This is a genomic window from Rhizobium sp. BR 362, from assembly GCF_036528765.1.
Lineage (GTDB): Bacteria > Pseudomonadota > Alphaproteobacteria > Rhizobiales > Rhizobiaceae > Rhizobium.
This window is the reverse complement of sequence record NZ_JARWGH010000021.1, coordinates 1-22,199: the sequence shown is the minus strand read 5'-3', so window position 1 is coordinate 22,199 and position 22,199 is coordinate 1. Positions and strand designations below refer to the sequence as shown.

Here is a 22,199-nt window from a genome sequence, read left to right as displayed (position 1 = left end):
CAAGGCATCGCCGGTCGCCATGACGACGAAGAAAAAACCGAAGGTCTATATCACGCGTAAATTGCCGGATGCGGTGGAGACGCGGATGCGCGAACTCTTCGATGCCGAGCTCAATATTGACGATACGCCACGCACGCAAGCCGAGCTTGTCGAAGCGGTCCGGTCGGCCGATGTGCTGGTGCCGACCGTCACCGATCGCATCGATGCCGCGCTGATCGAGGAAGCCGGGCCGCAGATGAAGCTGATCGCCAGCTTCTCCAACGGTACCGACCATATCGACATAGAGGCCGCCGCCCGCCGAGGTATCACGGTCACCAATACGCCGAATGTTCTGACCGAGGATACGGCCGACATGACCATGGCGTTGATCCTTGCCGTGCCGCGGCGCCTCGCCGAAGGTGCGCGCGTGCTGACGGACAAGCCCGGCGAATGGGCCGGCTGGTCTCCCACCTGGATGCTCGGCCGCCGGATTCACGGCAAGCGCATCGGCATTGTCGGCATGGGCCGCATTGGCACCGCCGTCGCCCGCCGAGCCAAGGCCTTCGGCCTCTCCATTCACTATCACAACCGCAAGCGCGTCAGCCTGGCGACCGAAGACGAGCTGGAGGCGACCTATTGGGACAGCCTCGACCAGATGCTCGCTCGGGTCGATATCGTTTCCGTCAACTGCCCCTCGACGCCTGCGACCTTCCATCTGATTTCGGCGCGCCGGCTCGCTTTGCTGCAGCCGACGAGCTACATCGTCAACACGGCGCGCGGCGATGTCATCGACGAGACGGCGTTGATCAAGATTTTGCGCGAAGGCAAGATTGCCGGCGCCGGCCTCGATGTGTTCGAAAATGAACCGGCCGTCAATCCGAAGCTGGTGAAGCTCGCCAATGAGGGCAAGGTGGTGTTGCTGCCGCATATGAGCTCCGCCACGCTCGAAAGCCGCATCGACATGGGCGACAAGGTCATCATCAACATCCGCGCCTTCATAGACGGCCATCGCCCCCCAAATCGCGTTCTGCCGTTTCGGTGAGCTAAAGCATGTCGCGCAAAGTGTGCAGCGGTTTGCGATGACGACATGCCCAACATCAGGTTAGGATTTTGCGCATCTCGATCGACGTGGTGCGATCGAAGCCCGGATGGCGGTTCTCCGCGGTTTTCCGGAATCCCCAGTTGGCAAAGATTGCGTGATTGCCGATCAGCTCGATCCGTGTTTCCAGCCGCAATTCTGCTAGGCCAAGCTCCCGCGCGGTCGTCTCGGCAAGCCTCAGCAAGTGCCTGCCGATCCCCATGCCCTGCGCGGCCGGCAGGATAGCGAGCTTGCCGATATAGAGGCCGTGCGGTTCCGGACGGCAGAATATGCAGCCGGCTAACTGATCGTTGTCGAATGCAACATAGGCGATTTCATTCCCTGCCTTTTCCCTGAGCAATCGCGGGGTCAACGACAGCGCCGAGGAGGGTGGATCGATCTTCCCGAGCATGTAAGCGAAGGAGGCGAGAATGAGCTCAAGCAGTTCTTGCCAGCGCTCGAAGCTGTCATCGAGACGCTGAAAGGTGATGTCGCTCATTCAGCCGCGGCCGCCCTGGCACGCTTGCGGCGATAGCGAACGGTCTCGAAGCGGGCGGCCAGCCCGTCATAGAGCAGCAGCCGGCCGATCAGCGGTTCACCGATGCCGGTGATAAGCTTGATCGCCTCCATCGCCATTAGCGTGCCGATGACGCCGGTCAGTGCGCCGAGGATGCCAGCCTCGGCACAGGCGGGAATAAGGCCCTCCGGCGGCGGTGCCGGAAACAGATCGCGATAGCTCGGATTGGGCAGGCCATCGGCGTCAACTTCATAAGGCTTCAGCGTCGTCACGGACCCGTCGAACCGTCCGACTGCGCCGGTCACGAGCGGCAGACGCGCCGCCTCGGCCGCATCGGCGGCGGCATAGCGCGTGTCGAAATTGTCGGAGCCGTCGATGACGAGATCGAAACCGCCAAGATGTCGCGTCGCGGTATCGGGGCTGAACCGCTCCTCGAAACGGATGACCCGAACATGCGGGTTCAATCGCGCGATAGCATCCGCCGCGCTTTGCGTCTTCAGTTCGCCGATCGTTCCCGTATCGTGAATTACCTGCCGCTGCAGGTTGGAAAGCGAAACGCGGTCGTCATCGGCAATACCGAGTGTGCCGACACCGGCGGCGGCGAGGTATTGCAGCACCGGCGCACCAAGGCCGCCAGCGCCGATAACAAGCACGCGTGCCGCCTTCAATTTTTGCTGGCCGGCGCCGCCGACCTCCGGCAGGAGGATATGGCGCTGATAACGGGCGATTTCGTCTGAGCTCAAAGGGTCCATGCGAGCGAGCCTATCACAATCGGGGCAAAGGAGCCGCTATGATTTCGTAATGCCGCCATGCGCGACGGTAAAGAATTGCGCCCGTTCGCCGAGTGCAGAAAACATCGCTTTGTCCGTGCCGGTCATGAAGGCCTGGCCGCCGAGCCCGTCGATCAGGTCGAAGAGAGCAGCGCGCCGGCCTTCGTCCAGATGCGCGGCGATTTCGTCGAGCAGCAGGATCGGCGCATGGCCGGTCAGGTTGCCGACGAGACGGGCATGGGCGAGGATGAGACCGACCAGCAACGCCTTCTGTTCGCCCGTCGAGCACCGCTCCGCCTCCATATGTTTTTCGCGGTGACGCACCAGCAGATCCGCCCGGTGCGGGCCGTCAAGCGTACGCCCGGCAGCCGCGTCGCGATAACGCCCGTCACGCAGCATCTCGGCATAGCTGTCCTCGAGATCGACGGCCGGACGATCGAACTGCCCGTCGAGGAAACCGGAGAGCTCGAGCGTTGCCGATGGAAAAGGCGTCGCCTCGCGGCTGTCGTCGATCAATCGGGTAAGGAGGCCGAGCATTTCCTGCCGGGCGAGCGCCATGGCGATGCCGAGGCTTGCCATCTGTTCCTCGATGCCGGCAAGCCAGGACGGATCGAATCGGCTCTCTGCAAGCAGTTTGTTGCGGCTGCGCATGGCGCGCTCGAAATCGCTGGCACGGCGGCCATGCGCCGGATCGAGCGACAGCACCAGCCGGTCGAGGAAACGGCGCCGCTCGGACGAGCCGCCGGTAAACAACCCGTCCATGGCCGGAGTCAGCCAGAGCACGCGCAAATGATCGGTCAATTCGTCGACGGTCTTGGCCGGCGTACCGTTGATCCTGAGCCTGCGCGCCGTCGCCTCGTCAGTCGCGTCGACTCCGGTGCCGATCTCGACTTCGCCGTCCATACCGTCGAGCTCGGCGTAGATGGAAAAGCCGCCCGGCGCGTCGATGCGGGTGACATCCGCATAGGCGGCGCGCCGCAACCCGCGTCCCGGCGAAAGGAAGGACACCGCCTCCATCAGATTGGTTTTGCCGGCGCCGTTGTCGCCCGTCAGCACCGCATGCCGCTCGTCAAGCGCAAGCGCCGCCGCCGCATAATTGCGGAAGTCGGTCAGCTTCAGGCGTGAGATGAAAACCTTGTGCGGCATCGGATTTCCGGATTCGTGTCTATGGCCGAGGGGTATGCCGAACCCTGCGCAAGTGCAAGGATTTTGCCGATGGTCATGGAAGAGAGGAGCGTGTCGTCCGTGGCCACCCTCGTCCTTCGACGGGCTCAGGATGAGGGTGGAGTGAACTCCAGGTCTGCGGTGCAATGGGAGGCTACAGGCCGGATGAAAGGATCGGTCCTCATGATGAGGAACCTGACGACGCCACCCTCGTCGTTCGACGGGCTCAGGATGAGGCTGGAGTAGCCCGGTGCTGAATCGCGTAGACCAGCCCTCATGGTGAGGAGGCCCGTGGGGCCGTCTCGAACCACGAGGGCGGGTGATTCGCCCATCAAATAAAAAACCGGCCGAATCACCGGCCGGTTTCACGTGAAGCAATGTGATTCGCCGCTCAGTCGCTGAACGTGTCGAAGAAATCCTTCATGCGGGCGAAGAAGCCCGTTGATTCGGGATTGTTGTCCTTCGAGGAGATCTGTTCGAATTCCTGCAGCAGTTCGCGCTGACGTTTGGTGAGCTTTTGCGGCGTTTCGATCTGGATCTGGATGTAGAGATCGCCAACCTGGCTGGAGCGCAGCACCGGCATGCCCTTCGCCTTCAGGCGGAATTGCTTGCCGACCTGCGTGCCTTCGGGAACCGTAACGCGCGATTTCGTGCCGTCGAGCGTCGCAACGTCGAAGGTGCCCCCAAGGGCAGCCGTCGTCATCGAGATCGGCACCGCGCAATAGAGATCGGCCCCATCGCGCTGGAAGAACTCATGCGGCTTGACGGAAAGGAAGATGTAGAGATCGCCCGATGGTCCGCCGCGTAGGCCGGCTTCGCCTTCGCCCTGCAGCCGGATGCGCGTGCCATCCTCGATTCCGGCCGGGATATTGACCGAGAGCGAACGCTCTTCGGTCACGCGGCCCTGGCCGTGGCATTTGGTGCAGGGATCGGGAATGATCTGGCCGCGGCCATGGCAGGTCGGGCAGGTGCGCTCGACCGAGAAGAAACCCTGTGCGGCCCGGACGCGGCCCGCACCCTGGCACGTGCCGCAGGTCTTGGGCTGCGTGCCCGGCTTGGCGCCGGAGCCGGAACAGACGTCGCAGGTGATCGAGGTCGGCACGCGAATCTGCGCCGTCTTGCCGGTAAAGGCCTCTTCGAGCGAGATTTCCATATTGTAGCGAAGATCGGCGCCGCGTTCACGACCGCCGGAGGAGCGCCCGCGCGACCGTCCGCCGCCCATCATCTCGCCGAAAATATCTTCGAAAATATCGGAGAAGCCGCCGCCGCCGAAACCACCGCCGCCAAAGCCGCCGCCACCGCCCATGCCGCCATGCTCGAAGGCAGCATGGCCGTAACGATCATAGGCCGCGCGCTTCTGCGGATCCTTGAGCGTCTCATAGGCTTCGTTGATTTCCTTGAACTTTCGCTCGGCGTCTTTGTCCTCCGGATTCTTGTCCGGATGAAATTTCATCGCCAGCTTACGAAAAGCGCTTTTCAGCTCCTTTTCGTCTGCCGTCCTGGCGACACCCAACGTGTCGTAAAAGTCCGCTTTTGCCATTAAGGAATAGACCCCGAAAATGGATTTCCGGCTGCCCCAAGGGCAGCCGGATCTGAGTTTCAGCAAAACCAGTTAAGGCTTGCGACTATGCAGACCGCTTGCGGTCGTCCTCGTCCTTGATTTCCTCATAGTCGGCATCGACGACGTCGTCCTTGCCGCCTGCAGAGGCTTCACCCGAAGCTGCTTCCGCCTGCTGGGACTCATAGATCGCCTGGCCGAGCTTCATGGACACTTCCATGAGCGTCTGGGTCTTGGCCTTGATGTCTTCGGCGTCCGGCTCGGAAGCTTCGGTTGCCGCCTTCAGCGCTGCGATCGCCTCGGAGATCGCGTTGCGGTCGGCTTCGGTGACCTTGTCGCCGTAATCCTTCAGCGACTTCTCGCTGGAGTGGATCAGGCTTTCGGCCTGGTTCTTGGCTTCCACGCCTTCGCGGCGCTTCTTGTCCTCGGCGGCGTGCGCTTCGGCATCCTTGACCATCTTTTCGATGTCGGCGTCGGAGAGACCGCCCGAAGCCTGGATGCGGATCTGCTGTTCTTTGCCGGTGCCCTTGTCCTTGGCCGAAACCTGGACGATGCCGTTGGCGTCGATATCGAAGGTGACTTCGATCTGCGGAACGCCGCGCGGAGCCGGCGGCAGGCCGACGAGGTCGAACTGGCCGAGCAGCTTGTTGTCGGCAGCCATTTCGCGTTCGCCCTGCGAAACGCGGATGGTCACGGCCGACTGGTTGTCGTCGGCGGTCGAGAAGACCTGCGACTTCTTCGTCGGGATCGTGGTGTTGCGTTCGATCAGACGGGTGAAGACGCCGCCGAGCGTTTCGATGCCGAGAGACAGCGGGGTCACGTCGAGCAGCAGAACGTCCTTGACGTCGCCTTGCAGAACGCCGGCCTGGATGGCGGCGCCGAGTGCCACGACTTCATCCGGGTTGACGCCCTTGTGCGGATCCTTGCCGAACAGTTGCTTGACGACTTCCTGTACCTTCGGCATGCGGCTCATGCCGCCGACGAGAACGACTTCGTCGATTTCAGCGGCGGTCACGCCGGCATCCTTGAGAGCTGCCTTGCAGGGAGCGATGGTGCGCTGCACGAGATCGTCGACCAGGCTTTCCAGCTTGGCGCGGGTCAGCTTCAGCGTCAGGTGCTTCGGACCGGTGGCGTCTGCCGTGATGAAGGGCAGGTTGATTTCGGTCTGCTGCGAAGAGGACAGTTCGATCTTGGCCTTTTCGGCAGCTTCCTTGAGGCGCTGCAGAGCGAGCTTGTCGCCCTTGAGATCGATGCCGTTGTCCTTCTTGAATTCGGCAACGAGATATTCGACGAGACGCATGTCGAAGTCTTCACCACCGAGGAAGGTATCGCCGTTGGTCGACTTCACTTCGAAGACGCCGTCGCCGATTTCCAGGATCGAGATATCGAAGGTGCCGCCGCCAAGGTCGTATACGGCGATGGTCTTGCCGTCCTTCTTGTCGAGGCCGTAGGCCAGCGCGGCAGCGGTCGGCTCGTTGATGATGCGCAGGACTTCAAGACCGGCGATCTTGCCGGCATCCTTGGTTGCCTGGCGCTGCGCGTCGTTGAAGTAAGCGGGAACGGTGATGACGGCCTTTTCGACCTTTTCGCCGAGATAGGATTCGGCGGTTTCCTTCATCTTCTGAAGGATCATTGCGGAAACTTGCGCGGGCGAATAGCCCTTGCTCTGTGCTTCGACCCAGGCATCGCCATTGTCGCCGCGGACGATCTTGAAGGGAACGAGATGCTTGTCCTTCTCGACGGTCGGATCTTCGTAGCGGCGGCCGATCAGGCGCTTGACAGCGAAGAGGGTATTGGTGGGGTTGGTGACCGCCTGGCGCTTGGCCGGCTGGCCGACGAGGCGTTCGCTGTCGTCCGTGAAGGCTACCATGGAGGGGGTGGTGCGGGCGCCTTCGGCATTCTCGATCACTTTCGCGTCTTTACCGTCCATGACGGCGACGCAGGAATTCGTGGTTCCAAGGTCGATACCAATTACTTTTGCCATGTCATTCTCTCCTTGAAGCAAGCTATCGGAACCCCTGTCAGGCATTCCATTGACAGCCCCTTACGGGATGGTCTTGAGGATTGCGCAGCCATGACTGCGGTGATGCCGCGTATATAAGTAGCGGTTTTACTGACTGCAAGGCAGGAAATCACCCGGAATCCAGCAAAACGAATGGTTTGTCGTCCAAATTCCACAGTGTCCCATCGAGGCGGTGAGCCTGCGGAATTTGCGCGACCATCTATCAGATCAGCCTTGACCCGGCCATGCAAGCGGCAATGCGCAGAATCGCCTGTTATTGACCTAAGATGACGTCGAGTAACGATGAGCGGTGTGGTCGCACCCTGACCGGCATCGGATCGGGATCGCCGATATCGGCAGGCGGGATATCCTCGTCATCGTACCGGTCCGCGCTATAGGGATTGTTGTCGGCAAGACCCACGGGCGGCAGATCCTCGGGATCGTCGTTCGCCAACGCCGGATCGACAGGCTGTTGCTGCCGCTGGATCGGTTGCTGCGCCGGACGTTGCTGGAACGCCGGCTGGCTCTGCTGCTGCGCAGCCTGGCCGCCGTTGCCGCCGTCGAGCGCACCGGAGATGATGGAACCTATCGTCGTCGGCTGGTCGATATTCGGCCCGGATTCTGCGACCGGCACCCCGTTGTCGATGATCTGGCCGCCGCCGAAGATCGGGGTAGGCGTCAGGCCCTTGTGGGCGGCGATCATGAATTCCTTCCAGGACTTGGCCGGCAGTCCGCCGCCCGTCACCTTCTTCATCGATTTGCCGTCGTCATTGCCGAACCAGACGCCTGTCGTCAAATGGCTGGTGAAACCGACGAACAGCGCATCGCGGAAGGATTGCGTCGTGCCGGTCTTGCCGGCCGCTTGCCAGCCCGGAATGCGGGCGGCCTTGCCAGTGCCGAAATTGATGACGCCGGTCATCATCGCATTCATGTTGGTAACGACGTCAGGGTTTAGAACCCGTGGCGGATTGTCGAAATTTGCCTGGTAGAGCACCTTGCCGGAGGCCGTCGTCACCTTGGTGATGACATGCGGCGTCGCCTTGTAGCCGCCGTTCATGAAGGAGGCATAGGCCGAGGTCAGCTCCAGCAGCGACACTTCAGATGTGCCGAGCGCGATCGAGGCATTGGCCTGCAGGTCGGATTCGATGCCGAGCCGATGCGCGACCTTGACCACCTGCTCCGGTCCGACCTCCGTCGCAAGCTGTGCAGCCACCGTGTTCAGCGAATGGGCGACGGCCGTGGCGAGCGTCACCGGCCCGCTGTATTTCTGCTCGTAATTCTCCGGCGCCCAATTGCCGATCTTCACCGGCGCGTCGTTACGGATCGAGTTCGGCGTCAGGCCCATCTCCAGCGCCGCGGTATAGACGAAGGGTTTGAAGGCCGAGCCCGGCTGGCGCTTGGCGGTAACGGCGCGGTTGAATTGGCTCTGCGCATAATCCCTGCCGCCGACCAGCGCGCGGATGGCGCCCGTTGCGTCCACGGAAACGAGGGAGGCCTGCGAAGCGTTGAGTTTCTTGCCGTCCTTGGCAAGCACATCGTTCAGCGCCTGTTCGGCCTTTTGTTCCAGCGAGGTGTCGATCGTGGTGTCGACCGTCAGATCTTCCTTGACGTCGCCGCCGATGAGGCCAGGAAGCTGGTCCATGACCATGTCAGCCACATAGTTCTGCGCGCCGCTCCAATAGCTTTTCGCCCGCGTCGGCGGCTGCGACATCGCCGTCTTGATATCGGCTTCGCTGATAAAGCCCTGGTCGCGCATTGCCTGCAGCACGAGCTGGGCGCGCGCCTCGGCAGCGGCGGGATCGCGGGCAGGCGACAGCTTCGACGGCGCCTTGACGAGGCCGGCGAGCATCGCCGCTTCGCCGAGATTGACGTCGCGGGCCGATTTGTTGAAGTAGCGTTGCGCCGCCGCCTCGACGCCATAGGCGTTCGCGCCGAAATAGACGCGGTTGAGGTACATCGTGAGGATTTGATCCTTGGTGTAGTTGTGCTCCAGCCAGACGGCGAGCAGCACTTCCTGCACCTTGCGTTCCAGCGTGCGCTCCGGCGACAGGAAGAGGTTCTTGGCAAGCTGCTGCGTCAGCGTCGAGCCGCCCTGCACGGCATGGCCGGTCAGCACGTTCGTCACGACCGCGCGGCCGAGGCCGATCGGATCGAAGCCGAAATGCGAATAGAAGCGGTGGTCCTCGATGGCGATGATCGCCTCGGGAATATAGGGCGACATATCTTTCAGCGTCAGAGCTTCGCCGCCGGTCGCACCGCGATTGGCGATGACGGTGCCATCGACATCGGCGATCTTGACGTTCGGCGGCCGGTCGGGAATGGCCCAGGTGCTGGCGTTCGGCATGCGCGATCCGTAATAGACCACAAGACCGGCGGCGCCGATGCCGGCCCAGATGCAGAGCACGAGGCTCCAATAGATCACCGAGCGGACGAAGCCGAAGAAGCCACCGCCGCGCTCTCGCCGCGGCTGCTTGCGCCGGCTCTTGGAGCGGCGCGGTTTGTCGGGCAGGGGATCCTCGCCGCGCCCGGAAGAGCGTCCGCCGCCGGCAATCCGCTCGCCTGCGCTGAAACCATCATCGCTGCGTTCGTTACCGCTTGAAAACGAGGGCTCTATCCTCTGGCGTGATCTGCTTTTGCCTGCCATTGCGGACCGGTCGTACCCCCGATGATTCTATATTCCAATGTCTGATGCCGGACGGCCCACGCGCCCGCTCGTCCCTCGCGCTCGTATCGCCTCGGCGCCATAGCCCCGGGTGAACTCTAAATGCGGCGATTTAAGGAGGGATTAAAAACATCCTTAACCTATCGCAGCGGCAGCATTCGTCTATCCACAACGGGTTTGTTCAAGGAACTTTTGCTCTTCTCGTGCATTGTCTCATCACAAAATAAGGGGGCGATCAAATGAGTTCACTTATCAACCTCGATAAAGTCGGTGAAAATAAGCTGCGCGAAGTCTGGAGTGTCGAGGATTTCGTGCGGCGCCATCGGATTTGCAAAGAGGAGGAAATCCGGCTGAAGAAACTGTTTGGCGACTTCGCCACCAAGCAGGAATTGCTGTCGAACGCGCAGAGGCCGCCGCTGTTTCGCTAAGGCGGACGGACAGGCCGGACGCGACGTTCACCGTGGACCGCTACGACCAGGTGGCCGTCGCGGGGAGGCCTTATGAATGTGGAAACGCTTTGAATTATGGCTGATCGATCAGCTCGACCGAATTTTCGGGCTCGAGCGGCTCGCCCGCCGCGCCGGCTTCTCGGCCGACGATGCTAGGCGGATTGCACGCGAAAAGTGAGCGTTTGGCATTCGCCTAACAAGATTCATCACCTGGCCGATTGATCCGCTCTGCCGCCCTACCTTTAATTTGAGAATTGCAAAATTCCCACTTCCTCCTGTTTGCAGGAAAATGGCCACTCCGGTCACGCTGGAACTTTACGGTCGTTAAAACCTTTATCATTTCGTGCAAGTATCCAATTCGCTGGCTGCTTCATTCAGCCGGCGGATTTACCCTCTTCGGATCGATTTGATTCTATGGAAGTGTTGGCAACGTACCATATTTTCGAATGCTCTGATTGAGGTTATAGTGGAGTTGCGTGATCGTCCTGGAGAACGGTCCAAAGCACTTCGTAGCGCGTGAGGAGGAGTATTCATGCGACACATCAAATGGAGCAATCCGATCGAGTTCGGTTTCGCTCACGGCAGCTCTCAGATGGTGACGGGCCCCTCCGAGGCCCTCAATTGCATGGCCAACCTCTGGCCAGATCGGCGCGGCCCGCAATATGTGGCTGCGAGAAGCGTTTGCCGAGCTGCGATCGACGGACGGAAATCGGCCGAAGAAGCCCGTGAAATGTTCATTTCGGCGATGCGGGAAGCGCATTTGACGACCCATTGAGGCAGTGCGGCGCTTCGCCGCCGCCTGATCGCTCAATCCTTCCGAGCCGGCCAATGCCGGCGCCGCGGTGCAGCTTCGAAGGCGCGTTCCCCGACATCGTCACTCTCGGTTTCGCCGTCGTGTTCCCGCCCGAAAGGCGGGATCTTCCAAACACAAGTGAGCCCATGCAAAAGGCCAGCGATGTCACTCGCTGGCCTCATCATTTCGCTGCCGTGAAGGCCGTGTTACCGGTTGAAGCCCCTTGGCGTCATGCGGCAATCAGGCTGTCCTGCCGGGCAGGGATCGACATGGTCAGGGCTGTATGGAGCTGGCGGACGGGCGTTCGGCCGAGAATTGTTCTGGCCTTGCTGTGGCTGCACCTGCTGTGGCTGCTGCGCCTGTTGTTGCTGCGGCTGAGGACGGCGCTGCTGGTCGTCCTGGCGGTTGTTGTCACGCCGGCGGTTGCTCCAACCCTCGTTGTCGTCTGACTGCTGCCGACCCCAGTCCTGATTATTGTCCTGGCTGCCCCAGTCGCGATCGCGGTCCCGTCGCCGGCGCCAGTCATCGTTGTCCTGCCTACCCCAGTCACGGTTTCTGTCCGGGCGGCGATCCCAATTGCGGTCCGGTCCATCGTTCCAATCCGATCCGCGGTCCCAACCCGGCCGACGGTCGACCCAGCCCGGTCCTCGCCGCCAACGATCGCGATCGCGGTAAAAGTCGCGGCCACGATAGTAGCGATCCCAGTAATCGTCGAAATTGAAGGTGATGGTCGGAATGCCGAGCGGTCGGTAGTATCGCGGTCCGACATAGATGCGACGCGATTGATAGGTCGCCTGGATGTATTGCCCGGCAACCCAGCCGCGGCCGCCGAAGAAGGAGACGTCGCACCATGGCGTAGTGTTGAGGCAGCCGTTGATTTCCAGCGGCGCGCCGACGGGGATCATGGTCACTGCCGGATACCGCGTGCTCGGGCCAGACCTCATATTGACGTTGGCGGTGGCAAAACCCTCTGCGGCTTCCGCGATTGCCGGTATCGCAATGAATGCGGTCAGCGCAATTGCGGCAAGAAGCTTATGTCTCATCAATGCTCTCCTTTGCGCGTCGCCGGCAGGATTGCCCGGCGGCAGCGCCGATTGCTGTTGCCCGTTTGCCCGGAATATCCGGCAACGGGCATGCGATGCGGTTATGGACTCGGCAATGCCGATTCCAGTTTCGATAAGATGAAAGTTAGCGCGGTCGCAGGATTTGGTTAGGTCCGGCGCTATTCTCTCAATCTTTTCAGCGGTTATACAAGAATTTGCATGAATGCAGGTTGAATGGATGCGCGCAAACCCGCAGAATTTGTATTAGTTTTTAGAAAGGCTTACTTATTATTGAGGGGTTACTGCCGCTTGGTGAGCAGAACGCTGAATTTCATAATAAAAGCATCTGGAAGAGTCACTGGTCTTGAAATCGCCACCTTGCCACACGACATAGGGTGCAGTCATGCAGTCGGGAACGCTTGGCGCGCTTCAAAGCGAGCCGTGTTCATTCCTGAAGATTGCGGAAGCGGTGTTAATCTCGTGTTAACCTTTCCCGATCAATCTGGCTGCAGTTCCACCTTCCCTTTGACCACGGATGTACTGGCATTGATGTGAGGGTGGATGACGAAAGGCCGGCTTGCCCCGGCCTTTTTGTTTTTGACGTTTGAGTGGCGTGCTTTGCGAAAGCGGAGCGCGCCATTTTTAATTTGGCCCATTTATTTCGGCCAAAGAAAAAAACCGCCGCAGTTGCCCGCGGCGGTTCGTATGAAAAGCGCCCGATAGAGCCGGGCTATCTCTTTAATTGACGGTCTTTTTGGCTGCGACCTTGACGACCTTGGCCGGCGCCACGGCAACGATTGCCTTTTTGGCCGGAACATAGCCGGCGCCGATCGCGACGTTCAGGTTGATGTAGTCGAGAGCGCTTTGCTGGACCGCTTGGGCGAGGCTTTCCTGCGCGGTTGAAACGTTGCGTTGTGCATCGAGCACGTCGAGCAGCGAGGATGCGCCGTCCTTATAGCTTGCCGTCGAGAGTTCGAGGGCTTCCTGATAGGACTTCACCTGCGCCCGCAGTGCGGCAACGGTCTGGGCATCGCGGGTGATGGCAGACAGGTAGTTTTCGACCTGTTCGACGGCCGACAGCACGGTCTGCTTCCAGACGATATACTGCTCGCGGCTTGCGGACTCGGCGTTCTTGACGTTGGCGCGCAACGCGCCGCCGTCGAAGATCGGCAGCGACAGGCTTGGGCCGAACGACCAGGTTGTCAGGCTGCCGCTGATGGACTTCGTGTGGATATAGGACGGCGAAATCGAACCGCCGAGCGTGATCGTCGGAAAGAGCTGGGCCTCCGCCACCCCGATCTGAGCGGTCGCAGCGGCAAGGTTACGCTCGGCGACACGGATGTCAGGCCGGTTGCGGATGAGATCCGCCGGGACGCCGGTATCGACGCGTCCGCGGAATACTGGCTGGCCACCGCCTCCCTGCAACTGGGCGATAATAGTTGCCGACGGCACGTTCAGCAGGGTTGCGATATGATGCACCTGCTGGCGGTAGCTGATTTCGAGGCCTGGAATTTCAGAAAGCTGCGAATTGACGAGACCCTCGGCCTGGACCACGTCGAGGCGGGAAGCGGCGCCGGCATCGAGCTGGAACTTGGTGAGTTCAAGCGTTTCGCGGCGAGACCTCAGGTTGTCCCGTGCGATCGCCACGCGGGCCTGGTAGTAGCGGACGTTGACATAGCTGCTTGCCAGGTCCTGGAGATAGGTCAGGCGAGCAGTGTCGACGCTGGAATACGCCGCATCCAGCGATGCATTGGCGCTTTCCTTGGCCCGGCGGTATTGACCCCACAGATCGAGCAGCCACGAAGCCGTGGCATCGCCGGCGCTGGTGTTTCGCGTTTCCGGCTCAGTGCGCAGGCTACCCTTCTGGCCGCTGGTCGTGTGACTGCCTGACACGAGAAGGCTCGGCATTCCGCCAGCCGCGGCGCTGACGACCTGTGCCTGCGCCTGATTGATGCGCTCCAGCGACTGCTGGATATTGAGGTTTTCTGCAAGTCCTTGCTCAGCCAAGGCGTTCAGCTTCCTGTCTCCGAAAGCGGTCCACCATTGTGAACCGGAGACGTCGCCGTTGACCTTCGTACCGCCCTCAGAGAACTTGGCCGCGAGAGGCATTTCCGGTGGCTTATGATCGGGGCCGCTGACGCAACCTGCTAGAAGAAGCAGCAGGGCGGGGGCGGCAGTACGAATGGATACCATCACATTATCCCACAATTCATTTTACATGGTCACTATCTTACGGAGTCAACGTGACCCCATGTGTGTAGGCGCTTCTGTCTACGCAATACCAACAAACGACCCGAAGCATTCGGCGTCAATCTATCAACAAGTTTGCAATAGCACAGTGCCTTTTGCGATTTTTCGCGGCCGAACAGCTGTGGGAACATGACAAATAGGGGGGTTCAGGTAAAAAAATTATGAAGTGTTGCAAAAAACATACCCTCAGTCCTGCTACTTAAAGCAGCAGGTCGCCAGTGTTTCGGGATACGGCGCAACTCAAAGGTGGTCATCCCGTGTCGTAGCACAGGGTGAGTGACCAGTCGGACGGTTCCGTTATGGGAAATAGTGGGAGAGGCTTGCGCGAACCCGGTCGCGCGGTGTTGCACCGCGGTCGTCGGGAACGAAAGGCGTAGCCGTGATCGCTTCGTAAGCGCGGATGTACACCTTTGAGGTCTGCTCGATTAGATCGAGCGGAATTTCGGGGATCTCGTCCTTGTAGGGATCGCACCGCTCGCTGACCCAGGCACGGACGAAATCCTTGTCGAAACTTGCAGGCCGCGCGCCCTTTTCGAAGCTCTCTTGGTAACTGTCGGCCAACCAATAGCGGCTGCTGTCCGGCGTGTGAATTTCGTCGGCGAGAAGGATGTCGCCGTTTTCGTCGGTACCGAACTCATATTTTGTGTCGACAAGGATCAGCCCTCGTTTGCGGGCCATCTCCTGGCCGCGTGCGAACAGAGCCAGCGCGTAATCCGACAAGGTCCGCCATTGCTCCTTCGTCAGTAACCCGTGTTCGACGATCTGCGTTGGGGTCAACGGCTCGTCGTGGCCGCCGTCGAATTCCTTGCTGGTCGGCGTGATAATCGGCTCCGGTAGGATCTGATTGTCGCGCATGCCGTTCGGTAACGTAATGCCGTACATCTCGCGCTGACCCTTTTTATAGAGCGTCAGGATCGATGTGCCGGTCGTGCCGGCGAGATAGCCGCGCACGACTACCTCCACCGGCAGAATGTTCAGCCGCTTGCCGACCACGACATTCGGGTCGGGATAGGCGATGACGTGGTTTGGGCAAATGTCCTTCGTCGCCTCGAACCAGTAGCGCGCCGTCTGCGTCAGCACCTGTCCTTTATATGGTATGCAGGTGAGGATGCGGTCGAAGGCGCTTAACCGGTCGGTGCTGATGATGATGCGGCTGCCATCGGGCAGGTCATAATTTTCGCGCACCTTGCCGCGGTAATAATTGGGCAGTTCCGGAAAATGGGCTTCGGAGAGAATTCGCAACATCGTCACCAGCAGGCTCGTGCATCCGCCCGGCGGATGCTTCATGGTTGGACCCTTAACGCATAATATCAGAAATCGGAATCGCTTTTCGGGCGGGGATTGCTATCACCCCCTATGTGCGGCTGCGCCCTCAAACCCAGAACCAGCCGATCAAGGCGAGCACCAGCCCGTAGCTGATAATGGTCAACGGCCAGCCGGCGCGCAGGAAGTCGGTGAAACGATAGCTGCCGATGCTCATGGTCAGCGTATTGTTGTGATGCCCGAACGGCGTGATGAAATCGAGCGAGGCGCCCGCCGCAACCGCAATCAGATAGGCATTGGCCGAATGCCCGGCCTTTGCCGCCAATTCGAAGGCGATCGGCGTCAAGACGATGGCGACGGTGGCATTGTTGACAAAAGGGGTGATCACCATCGCCAGAAACAGGATGAGTGCGACGCCGAAAACCGGCCGTTCGATCGGCAGGGCGGTGCCGAGCCCGCCCGCCAGCATCTCAGCGGTCCCCGATGTCGCGACTGCGGTGCCGAGCGGGATCATCGCCGCCAGCATGATGATGATCGGCCAGTTGAGATCGGCAATCGCGGCGCGCAGGTTGATAAAGTTTAACAATGCCATCGCCAAAATGACACCGGCAAAGGCGATTTCCGGACGCAGCAGGCCGGTGGCGGCCGCAAGCACGCCGCAGGCAAAAAGCAGAAGCGGCCAGAAGGACCGCAGCGGCGGCGTATGGTCGTAGCTTGCCGCCAGCGGCAGGCATTCGCATTCCTCCAGCGCCTCGACGATGGCATGCTTCGGCCCTTCCAGCTTGAGAATATCGCCGATCGAAAGCGCAAGATCATCGAAACGCCCGTCGATGCGCGGCGAGCGCATGGAAAGCCCGGTGATCGCAACCCCCCGCGAGCGGAAAACCTCCAGCGATTGGATGCGCGAGCCGATCAAAGTGCTTTGCGGCATGACGACCGCTTCGCTGCGAACGAAGTCGGATCTATAGAGATCAGGATGGGATTCGAGCATCAGTACACCCTTTGCCGAGAGCCTGTCGAACAGCACGTCCGGCCCTTCGGCAAGTAGAATGTCGCCCGCCTCGATGACGGTGCCTTCGACAGGGGAGGCGAAGCGGCTGCCGCGGATCAGTGCGTGCGGGTGGATACCAAAAGCGCGGCGGCAGTCCGCCAGCCGCTGCCCGACCAAGGGAGAGCCATGCGGTATCCGGCGTTCCGCGATCATCTGCCGGTCTATCGTCTGGCCGGGCGCTGCATCCTCCTCGCCCGATTTCGGAAATAACCGCGGAACCGTTGCGGCGATCAAAATCACGCCGATCACGGCAACCGGTAAGCCGACATAGGCGAAATCGAAGAAGTGAAAGCCGCGTCCCGTCGCCCGGAGCAGGGCGTCGCTGACCAGAAGATTGGCCGGCGTGCCGATCAGCGACACCAATCCGCCGAGCAATGCAGAAAACGAAATGGGGATCAGCAATTGTCGCCGCGGAATGGCGGTAACGTCGGCAATGCGCAGTGCGACCGGCAGCGCGATGGCATAGGCGCCGATATTGTTCATGAAGATCGAGATAAAGGTCGTCAATCCGGACAGCGCAGCAATGATCACAAAGGACGGTGGATCTGCGGCAAGCAGGCGATCCGCCAGCGGACCGAAAAGCTGCGCCCGCGCCAGCACCTGGACGATTAGCAGGATTTCGATCACGGTGATGACGACCGGGCTCGAAAGCCCGGAAAACACCCCCTCCGCCGGATAAAGGCCGAGCACGTATCCGGCAAGCACCCCGGCGATGGAGATAACCTCGATCCGGAAACGGTCGAGACAAAACAGCGCCAGCATCAGGCCCAGAAGGATCAGCAGGGATGCTTGTTCGAACGTCATGGGCGGGCCCCGGAGATTCGCCTGTACCCAGAATGAACTAGCCTGCCGATTCTGTACAGCCCCGCCGCGGTTGCCCGTCAGGCAGGCCTATGCCACCAGCCGTTTCTGCCCCTTTCGAGGATCGGCGTCGAAAACACGCCTACGATCCGCTCGCTCCAAGGTCTGCCGGTAGAATCGACCCGCTCCCGCCAGCGCTCGGATTGCAGCATGGCCGCCCCGATCACGACTGGCTCGATACCGCATGCGGCCAAGAGCTCCAGGCCGGAGACGATCGAGGCGCCGCCCGAGATCACGTCGTCGATCAGCGCAACCCGCCTGCCTTGCAGGAGCGGCAGCATGCGCGGGTCTATATAAAGCCGCTTCTCCTGGTCCGGCGTGGTGATCGAGGACAGCGCAACCGACAGATCCTCGCGGTACCAGAATTTTCGCGAGGTGCCGAGCGGAACGTAACGCTGATGACCGAGCGCACGGGCGACCGCGCTTGCCAGTGTTAGCCCGAGTGTCGGCAGCCCGGCAACGACATCGACATCATGCGCGGCGATGCGAGCGGCCAGCGCCCCGGCCAGGGCCTCCTGCACGGAAAAGCTCGCCTGGTCGATGATCAGCGAGGCAAGTGCATGGTCGCCATCGGCGAGCACACGGATTGGCAGGCGCAATTGCCGTCCGTCGGGCAGTTCCGCCACATAGAAATCACGAAATTCGCCGCTTGCATCAAAGCTTTGTGGCGGATGGATTTCCTGCCAGAAGTCATGAGGCTGCATTGCGTCCCGCCTTCAGGCCATTTCGTCCGTTCTTTTCCATGCCCGCCCAGCGGCGAAGCCCGAGGATCTCTGCCTCCGTCAGCGCCCGGACCGTGCCTTTCGCAAGATCGCCGAGCGCGATGTCGCCGAAGGCGACGCGCACCAGCCGCAGACATTCAATGTCGAGCGCCTCCAGCATCCGCCGGATTTGCCGGTTGCGCCCCTCCCTGAGCTCGACCTCGATCCAGGCATTGCGGTCGCCGCTGCGCAACAGACGGGCGGAGATGGCGGTCAGAAGCTCACCGTCATGCATGATTCCACGTTCCATGCGGTCCAAGAGCTCCTGGTCCATGATGCGGTTGACCTGGACATGATAGACCTTGCTGACATGGGTGATGGGATCAAGCAGCGCCTGCGCCAACACGGTATCGTTGGTGAAGAGAAGCAGCCCTTCGCTCGCCTTGTCCAACCGCCCGACGGGCGCAAGATGCCTGGCATCGATATCTTTTAGACAGTCGTAGACCGTCGGCCGGCCCTCGGGATCATCGCGTGTCGTCACCAGACCGCGCGGTTTGTTCAGCATGAAATAAAGCTGCTTTTCCGCAGATATTTCGACACCGTCGACGGCAATCCGCGCCCGGTCGAGATCGATCCAGGCGGCCGGATCGGTGATTTTACGACCGTCGACCGCAACGCGGCCGGCAGCAATCAGTGTTTCCGCCTGGGTGCGCGAGCAATAGCCGAGCTTCGACAGCGCCCGCGGCAGGGTCACGCGCTTGCCCTCAGCCTCCTGCCGGCCTTTCGCAGCCTTGCCTGATCGTTGCGGTGCATGCCTTTGGGTCACCCGTCGCCTCGTCCTTGGTGTTGTCGATGGTCAAGCATATCAGCCCGACAAGGCCAATCCTTCGCACCAGGCCAACCATTCGCATGAGGAACGCTGCGACGCAAATCGCGGCAAAGGGAAACACACAGGACAGACAGGGCTCGCGCCTTGTCGACGCGAGCCCTGCCGGCGGCCCGGAGCGGCGATGGGTCGGGTGCGGCGACGCCGGGGTATTTGTCGCCGTCCGCTCCGTAGGGGGGCCGTCGCGGCGAAACCTGCATGGCGTCTGTTGCCGGAATTTTTCAGAACGGCGGAAATTTGTTACAGTTTGTAACGCCGGCCGTTTCTCTGTTGTCAAAACCGCCCTTCGCCTCGCATGGATGCGCCATGGTTTCTGCATCGCTTCTTCTGGTCGAGGACGACCGCGAAATTAGGGCGCTTCTGGAGGAGTTCCTGAGCCGCGAGGATTTTGCCGTGGAAGCGGTCGAAAGTGCCGCCGCCATGGATCGCGCACTCGCCCGGGGTTTTCCAGATCTCATCATTCTCGATCTGATGCTGCCGGGCGAGGATGGCCTGTCGGCCTGCCGGCGCATACGGGCGCGCAGTCAGGTGCCGATCCTGATGCTGACGGCGAAGTCCGACGATATCGACCGCATCCTCGGCCTTGAAATGGGCGCCGACGACTATCTCGGCAAACCTTTCAACCCGCGCGAGCTCCTGGCGCGCATCCGCGCCATCCTGCGTCGCTCCGGTCCCGAACGTCCGGAGGAAGGCTGCGGTCCGCGGAGGCGCAAGAGTTTTGCGGGCCTGATCGTCGATCTCGACGGCAGGGCCATCGAGATCGAAGGTGAGGGTCCGGTGCGCCTCACGACCGCGGAGTTCGATCTGCTCGTTTGCTTCCTGGAGCGACCGCGCCGGGTGCTGTCGCGCGACCAATTGCTCGACTGGACGCGCGGCCGCGGTGCCGATCCCTTCGACCGCACCATCGACGTGACCGTCTCGCGCCTGCGCACCAAGCTTGCGCATTATCTACCCGATGGCGCGCAGGTCATCACCACCGTTCGCAATGCCGGCTACCTCCTGACCGTCGATGTGAGGGATGTCTGAACCATGCTGAAACTCGGCCTTGTTTCCCGCATCATCATGATCGTCGCCGTGGCGCTGTTCATCATCCAGCTTGCCGCCTTCGTTGCCGCCAGTTTGAAACCGGATTCACCGCTCAGTCACCAGCTATCGCCGGCGATGCAGGTCAAGTCGGCGGTTCGCCTCCTCGATGCCATTCCGCCGGAGGCGCAGGAGCAGGCCGTGCGGGCGCTGAACGCCACGGGTCTTGATCTGCGCCTGGTCGATGCCGCGGTGCCCGCGCAAAATGATGCGGCCGATCCCACCCTTGGCCGTAAATTGGCCCGCGAGCTTGCCAACATGGCGCTCGGCGATCGCTATTTCGGCTTGCGTTCGCTTCCCGAACGGCCGCAAGGCTGGTTTTCCGTCGGTGCTCCCGACCGGATCATCGAAGTGTCGATCGGCGTTGCCGGCGGCAAGCTCGCCGTCTTCAGCTTGGCCGATACGCCGACGGTGCGGTTGCGCGGCGTGCCGGTGGGTTTCATGGCCGGACTTTTAGGCGTGCTGGTGGCGGTGATCGCCGTCGTCGCCGTCGCGCGCGAGACGCGGCCGCTGACGCGGCTTTCGCGCACGGTCAATTCCATCGGAAAGGGCCTGCAGCCCATCGAAATTCCCGAGCGGGGCGCCTGCGAGTTGCGCCTGCTGATCCGCGCCATCAACGGCATGCAATTGCGCATTGCCGCGTTGATCAACAACCGTACCCTCATACTCGGCGCGATCTCCCATGATCTTAGAACCTATCTCACCCGTTTCCGCCTGCGCATGGAGATGATGCCGGAGACGCCGCATCGCGAGCGGGCGATCGCCGATATCGAGGCCATGCAGCGCCTCGTCGAAGAGGCGCTGGGACTTGCCCGCAGCACCGTCGTTTCGGGAGGAAGGGATATCGCCGATCTGAATGTGGCTGTTTGCGCTGTTGTCGCCGAGCGGCAGGACGGACCGGATCTTGTCTCGCTTTCACCGCTCGGAAGAGAATTGGCGGTGACGACCCCACAGACGGCGCTGGCCCGGGTGCTGGACAATCTGATCGACAATGCGCTGCGTTATGGCGGCAGGGCCGATATCAGCATCGAGCGCCGCGGTGATCATGCCGCCATTATCGTCGGTGATCGTGGCCCGGGTATTCCGAGGGAGCGGCGCAGGGATGTGCTTGAACCCTTCGTTCGTCTGGAGGAATCGCGCAATCGCGATCTTGGCGGGAGTGGGTTGGGATTGACGATCGTCCGGCAGATCCTTGATGCGCACAACGGCGCGCTTTGCCTGGAGGATCGTGATGGCGGCGGGCTCAATGCCATCGTGCTTCTGCCGCTTGCCACAAGCAGTCGGGTGGCCGCCTGAAGTCAGGACACAACAAAGGGCTCGCGCGCAAGTGCGCGATCTGTGCCATCTATCGCGTTACCGCTCAATGGCGGGTGAGGAAGCGCTTCAGTTCCTCCCGGCTAACGACGATGCCTGCGGCGGCCTTTTGCGGGTCCGGATGGGTATAGGTGAAGCTCGGCAGGTCAGGCAAATCCAATGCCTGGCGCATATTCATGATGCCGAGCGCCCTCCGTCCGGTGGCGCTGTCGACGCTGACTTCGACGATGCTCTCTGGTCTTGTTGTTTCCATGGTGTCCTCCCACCTTCTTTTATAACAGAAATCTCATGTAAAATATTGGTTTTTATGAGACCTCGCTTAGATAAAAAGGCTTAAAGGAGCGCCCTTGGCTGCAAGGATCCATTAACCATGAATTCGCCTCGCCGCCCAGAAACGCGATTTTCCCTGTCGGTCCGCAATGGCTTACCTTCGCCGAAAACCGAAAATTTTGACCAGTCGGACAAAATTTTTTGCCGACTTTACGGAGGGGTAAAACGCTTTTCCCAGGCACAGCGAAAATCCCCCAGTAAAATCAATCAGATAAAAAAATGTCAGAATTTTTACAGTTGGGCAGTTGACTATGCTCGGGGCTGGGGTCTATAAGCCCGATCACTGACGAGGGCGGCGGCGCTGCTGGCGACGAAGTCTCTCGCTCTAGAGTTTCCTGGATTGGCTGCGATGCTGATTGATGGTTCTGGGCTTAGGTGCTTGGGCTTGCGGGAAGGATATTCGACCGGGTTTTCTGGTCTGTTATTTGACAATTGAAGATAGGAA

Annotated in this window: 19 protein-coding genes; 6 read left to right on the top strand and 13 right to left on the bottom strand. The window is 60.9% G+C overall.

The window, feature by feature from the left end; translation table 11 throughout:
- The first annotated feature begins 19 nt into the window (after window positions 1–19).
- Window positions 20–1,021 carry a 2-hydroxyacid dehydrogenase gene (locus QDY28_RS21610; RefSeq protein WP_028754635.1) on the top strand — a complete coding sequence of 334 codons (1,002 nt, stop codon included), beginning with the start codon at window positions 20–22 and terminating at the stop codon, window positions 1,019–1,021.
- A 55-nt stretch (window positions 1,022–1,076) separates the two neighbouring features.
- Here QDY28_RS21610 and QDY28_RS21605 read toward each other — a convergent pair whose 3' ends face one another.
- From QDY28_RS21605 to QDY28_RS21580, 6 genes are all read right to left on the bottom strand, one after another.
- Window positions 1,077–1,556 carry a GNAT family N-acetyltransferase gene (locus QDY28_RS21605; protein WP_331383673.1) on the bottom strand — a complete coding sequence of 160 codons (480 nt, stop codon included), beginning with the start codon at window positions 1,554–1,556 and terminating at the stop codon, window positions 1,077–1,079.
- The gene (locus QDY28_RS21600; RefSeq protein ID WP_331383672.1) at window positions 1,553–2,326 is read right to left on the bottom strand and encodes a molybdopterin-synthase adenylyltransferase MoeB; all 774 of its coding nucleotides are present in this window, start codon (window positions 2,324–2,326) and stop codon (window positions 1,553–1,555) included. The genes QDY28_RS21605 and QDY28_RS21600 overlap by 4 nt, the downstream gene beginning before the upstream one ends.
- 36 nt (window positions 2,327–2,362) lie before the next feature.
- Window positions 2,363–3,490 carry a DNA replication/repair protein RecF gene (recF, locus tag QDY28_RS21595; RefSeq protein WP_331383671.1) on the bottom strand — a complete coding sequence of 376 codons (1,128 nt, stop codon included), beginning with the start codon at window positions 3,488–3,490 and terminating at the stop codon, window positions 2,363–2,365.
- Between the two features lie 409 nt (window positions 3,491–3,899).
- The gene (dnaJ, locus tag QDY28_RS21590) at window positions 3,900–5,048 is read right to left on the bottom strand and encodes a molecular chaperone DnaJ (RefSeq protein WP_107106488.1); all 1,149 of its coding nucleotides are present in this window, start codon (window positions 5,046–5,048) and stop codon (window positions 3,900–3,902) included.
- A gap of 85 nt (window positions 5,049–5,133) precedes the next feature.
- On the bottom strand, window positions 5,134–7,050 hold the full coding sequence (dnaK, locus tag QDY28_RS21585) for a molecular chaperone DnaK (RefSeq protein WP_331383670.1): 1,917 nt from the start codon (window positions 7,048–7,050) through the stop codon (window positions 5,134–5,136).
- 292 nt (window positions 7,051–7,342) lie between these two features.
- Window positions 7,343–9,712, bottom strand: coding sequence for a transglycosylase domain-containing protein (locus QDY28_RS21580; RefSeq protein ID WP_331383669.1), 2,370 nt, complete (start codon window positions 9,710–9,712; stop codon window positions 7,343–7,345).
- 257 nt (window positions 9,713–9,969) lie between these two features.
- Here QDY28_RS21580 and QDY28_RS21575 point away from each other — a divergent pair, with 257 nt between their 5' ends.
- The 3 genes from QDY28_RS21575 to QDY28_RS21565 all read left to right on the top strand — a co-directional run bounded on the left by QDY28_RS21575 (window position 9,970) and on the right by QDY28_RS21565 (window position 10,954).
- The gene (locus tag QDY28_RS21575; protein WP_331383668.1) at window positions 9,970–10,158 is read left to right on the top strand and encodes a hypothetical protein; all 189 of its coding nucleotides are present in this window, start codon (window positions 9,970–9,972) and stop codon (window positions 10,156–10,158) included.
- A gap of 76 nt (window positions 10,159–10,234) precedes the next feature.
- Window positions 10,235–10,357, top strand: coding sequence for a hypothetical protein (locus tag QDY28_RS21570; protein WP_280750491.1), 123 nt, complete (start codon window positions 10,235–10,237; stop codon window positions 10,355–10,357).
- Window positions 10,358–10,711: 354 nt separating this feature from the next.
- A complete protein-coding gene (locus QDY28_RS21565; RefSeq protein WP_331383667.1) occupies window positions 10,712–10,954 on the top strand; it encodes a DUF982 domain-containing protein in 243 nt (80 codons plus the stop codon).
- Window positions 10,955–11,178: 224 nt separating this feature from the next.
- On the opposite strand, the gene QDY28_RS21560 is transcribed toward QDY28_RS21565, so the two are convergent.
- The 6 genes from QDY28_RS21560 to QDY28_RS21535 all read right to left on the bottom strand — a co-directional run bounded on the left by QDY28_RS21560 (window position 11,179) and on the right by QDY28_RS21535 (window position 18,967).
- On the bottom strand, window positions 11,179–12,015 hold the full coding sequence (locus QDY28_RS21560; protein WP_331383666.1) for an SH3 domain-containing protein: 837 nt from the start codon (window positions 12,013–12,015) through the stop codon (window positions 11,179–11,181).
- 738 nt (window positions 12,016–12,753) lie between these two features.
- Window positions 12,754–14,208 carry an efflux transporter outer membrane subunit gene (locus QDY28_RS21555; RefSeq protein WP_331383665.1) on the bottom strand — a complete coding sequence of 485 codons (1,455 nt, stop codon included), beginning with the start codon at window positions 14,206–14,208 and terminating at the stop codon, window positions 12,754–12,756.
- A gap of 354 nt (window positions 14,209–14,562) precedes the next feature.
- Window positions 14,563–15,507 (bottom strand): phosphoribosylaminoimidazolesuccinocarboxamide synthase, encoded by a 945-nt coding sequence (locus QDY28_RS21550; RefSeq protein WP_331383728.1) that lies wholly within the window; start codon window positions 15,505–15,507, stop codon window positions 14,563–14,565.
- Window positions 15,508–15,637: 130 nt separating this feature from the next.
- Complete coding sequence (locus QDY28_RS21545) at window positions 15,638–17,383, bottom strand: SLC13 family permease (RefSeq protein ID WP_331383664.1); 1,746 nt, start codon at window positions 17,381–17,383, stop codon at window positions 15,638–15,640.
- Between the two features lie 77 nt (window positions 17,384–17,460).
- Complete coding sequence (locus QDY28_RS21540) at window positions 17,461–18,144, bottom strand: phosphoribosyltransferase (protein ID WP_331383663.1); 684 nt, start codon at window positions 18,142–18,144, stop codon at window positions 17,461–17,463.
- Complete coding sequence (locus tag QDY28_RS21535) at window positions 18,131–18,967, bottom strand: pseudouridine synthase (RefSeq protein ID WP_442967569.1); 837 nt, start codon at window positions 18,965–18,967, stop codon at window positions 18,131–18,133. The genes QDY28_RS21540 and QDY28_RS21535 overlap by 14 nt, the downstream gene beginning before the upstream one ends.
- A 366-nt stretch (window positions 18,968–19,333) precedes the next feature.
- On the opposite strand from QDY28_RS21535, the gene QDY28_RS21530 reads away from it, so the two are divergent.
- Together QDY28_RS21530 and QDY28_RS21525 are read left to right on the top strand one after the other, a co-directional pair.
- Window positions 19,334–20,053: a response regulator gene (locus QDY28_RS21530; RefSeq protein WP_331383662.1), complete on the top strand. Its 720-nt coding sequence runs from the start codon at window positions 19,334–19,336 to the stop codon at window positions 20,051–20,053.
- A 3-nt stretch (window positions 20,054–20,056) separates the two neighbouring features.
- Window positions 20,057–21,406 carry an ATP-binding protein gene (locus tag QDY28_RS21525; protein WP_331383661.1) on the top strand — a complete coding sequence of 450 codons (1,350 nt, stop codon included), beginning with the start codon at window positions 20,057–20,059 and terminating at the stop codon, window positions 21,404–21,406.
- 64 nt (window positions 21,407–21,470) lie between these two features.
- Here the strand turns inward: QDY28_RS21525 and QDY28_RS21520 are convergent, their stop codons facing one another.
- A complete protein-coding gene (locus QDY28_RS21520; RefSeq protein ID WP_028754618.1) occupies window positions 21,471–21,677 on the bottom strand; it encodes a hypothetical protein in 207 nt (68 codons plus the stop codon).
- Between the last annotated feature and the right edge of the window lie 522 nt (window positions 21,678–22,199).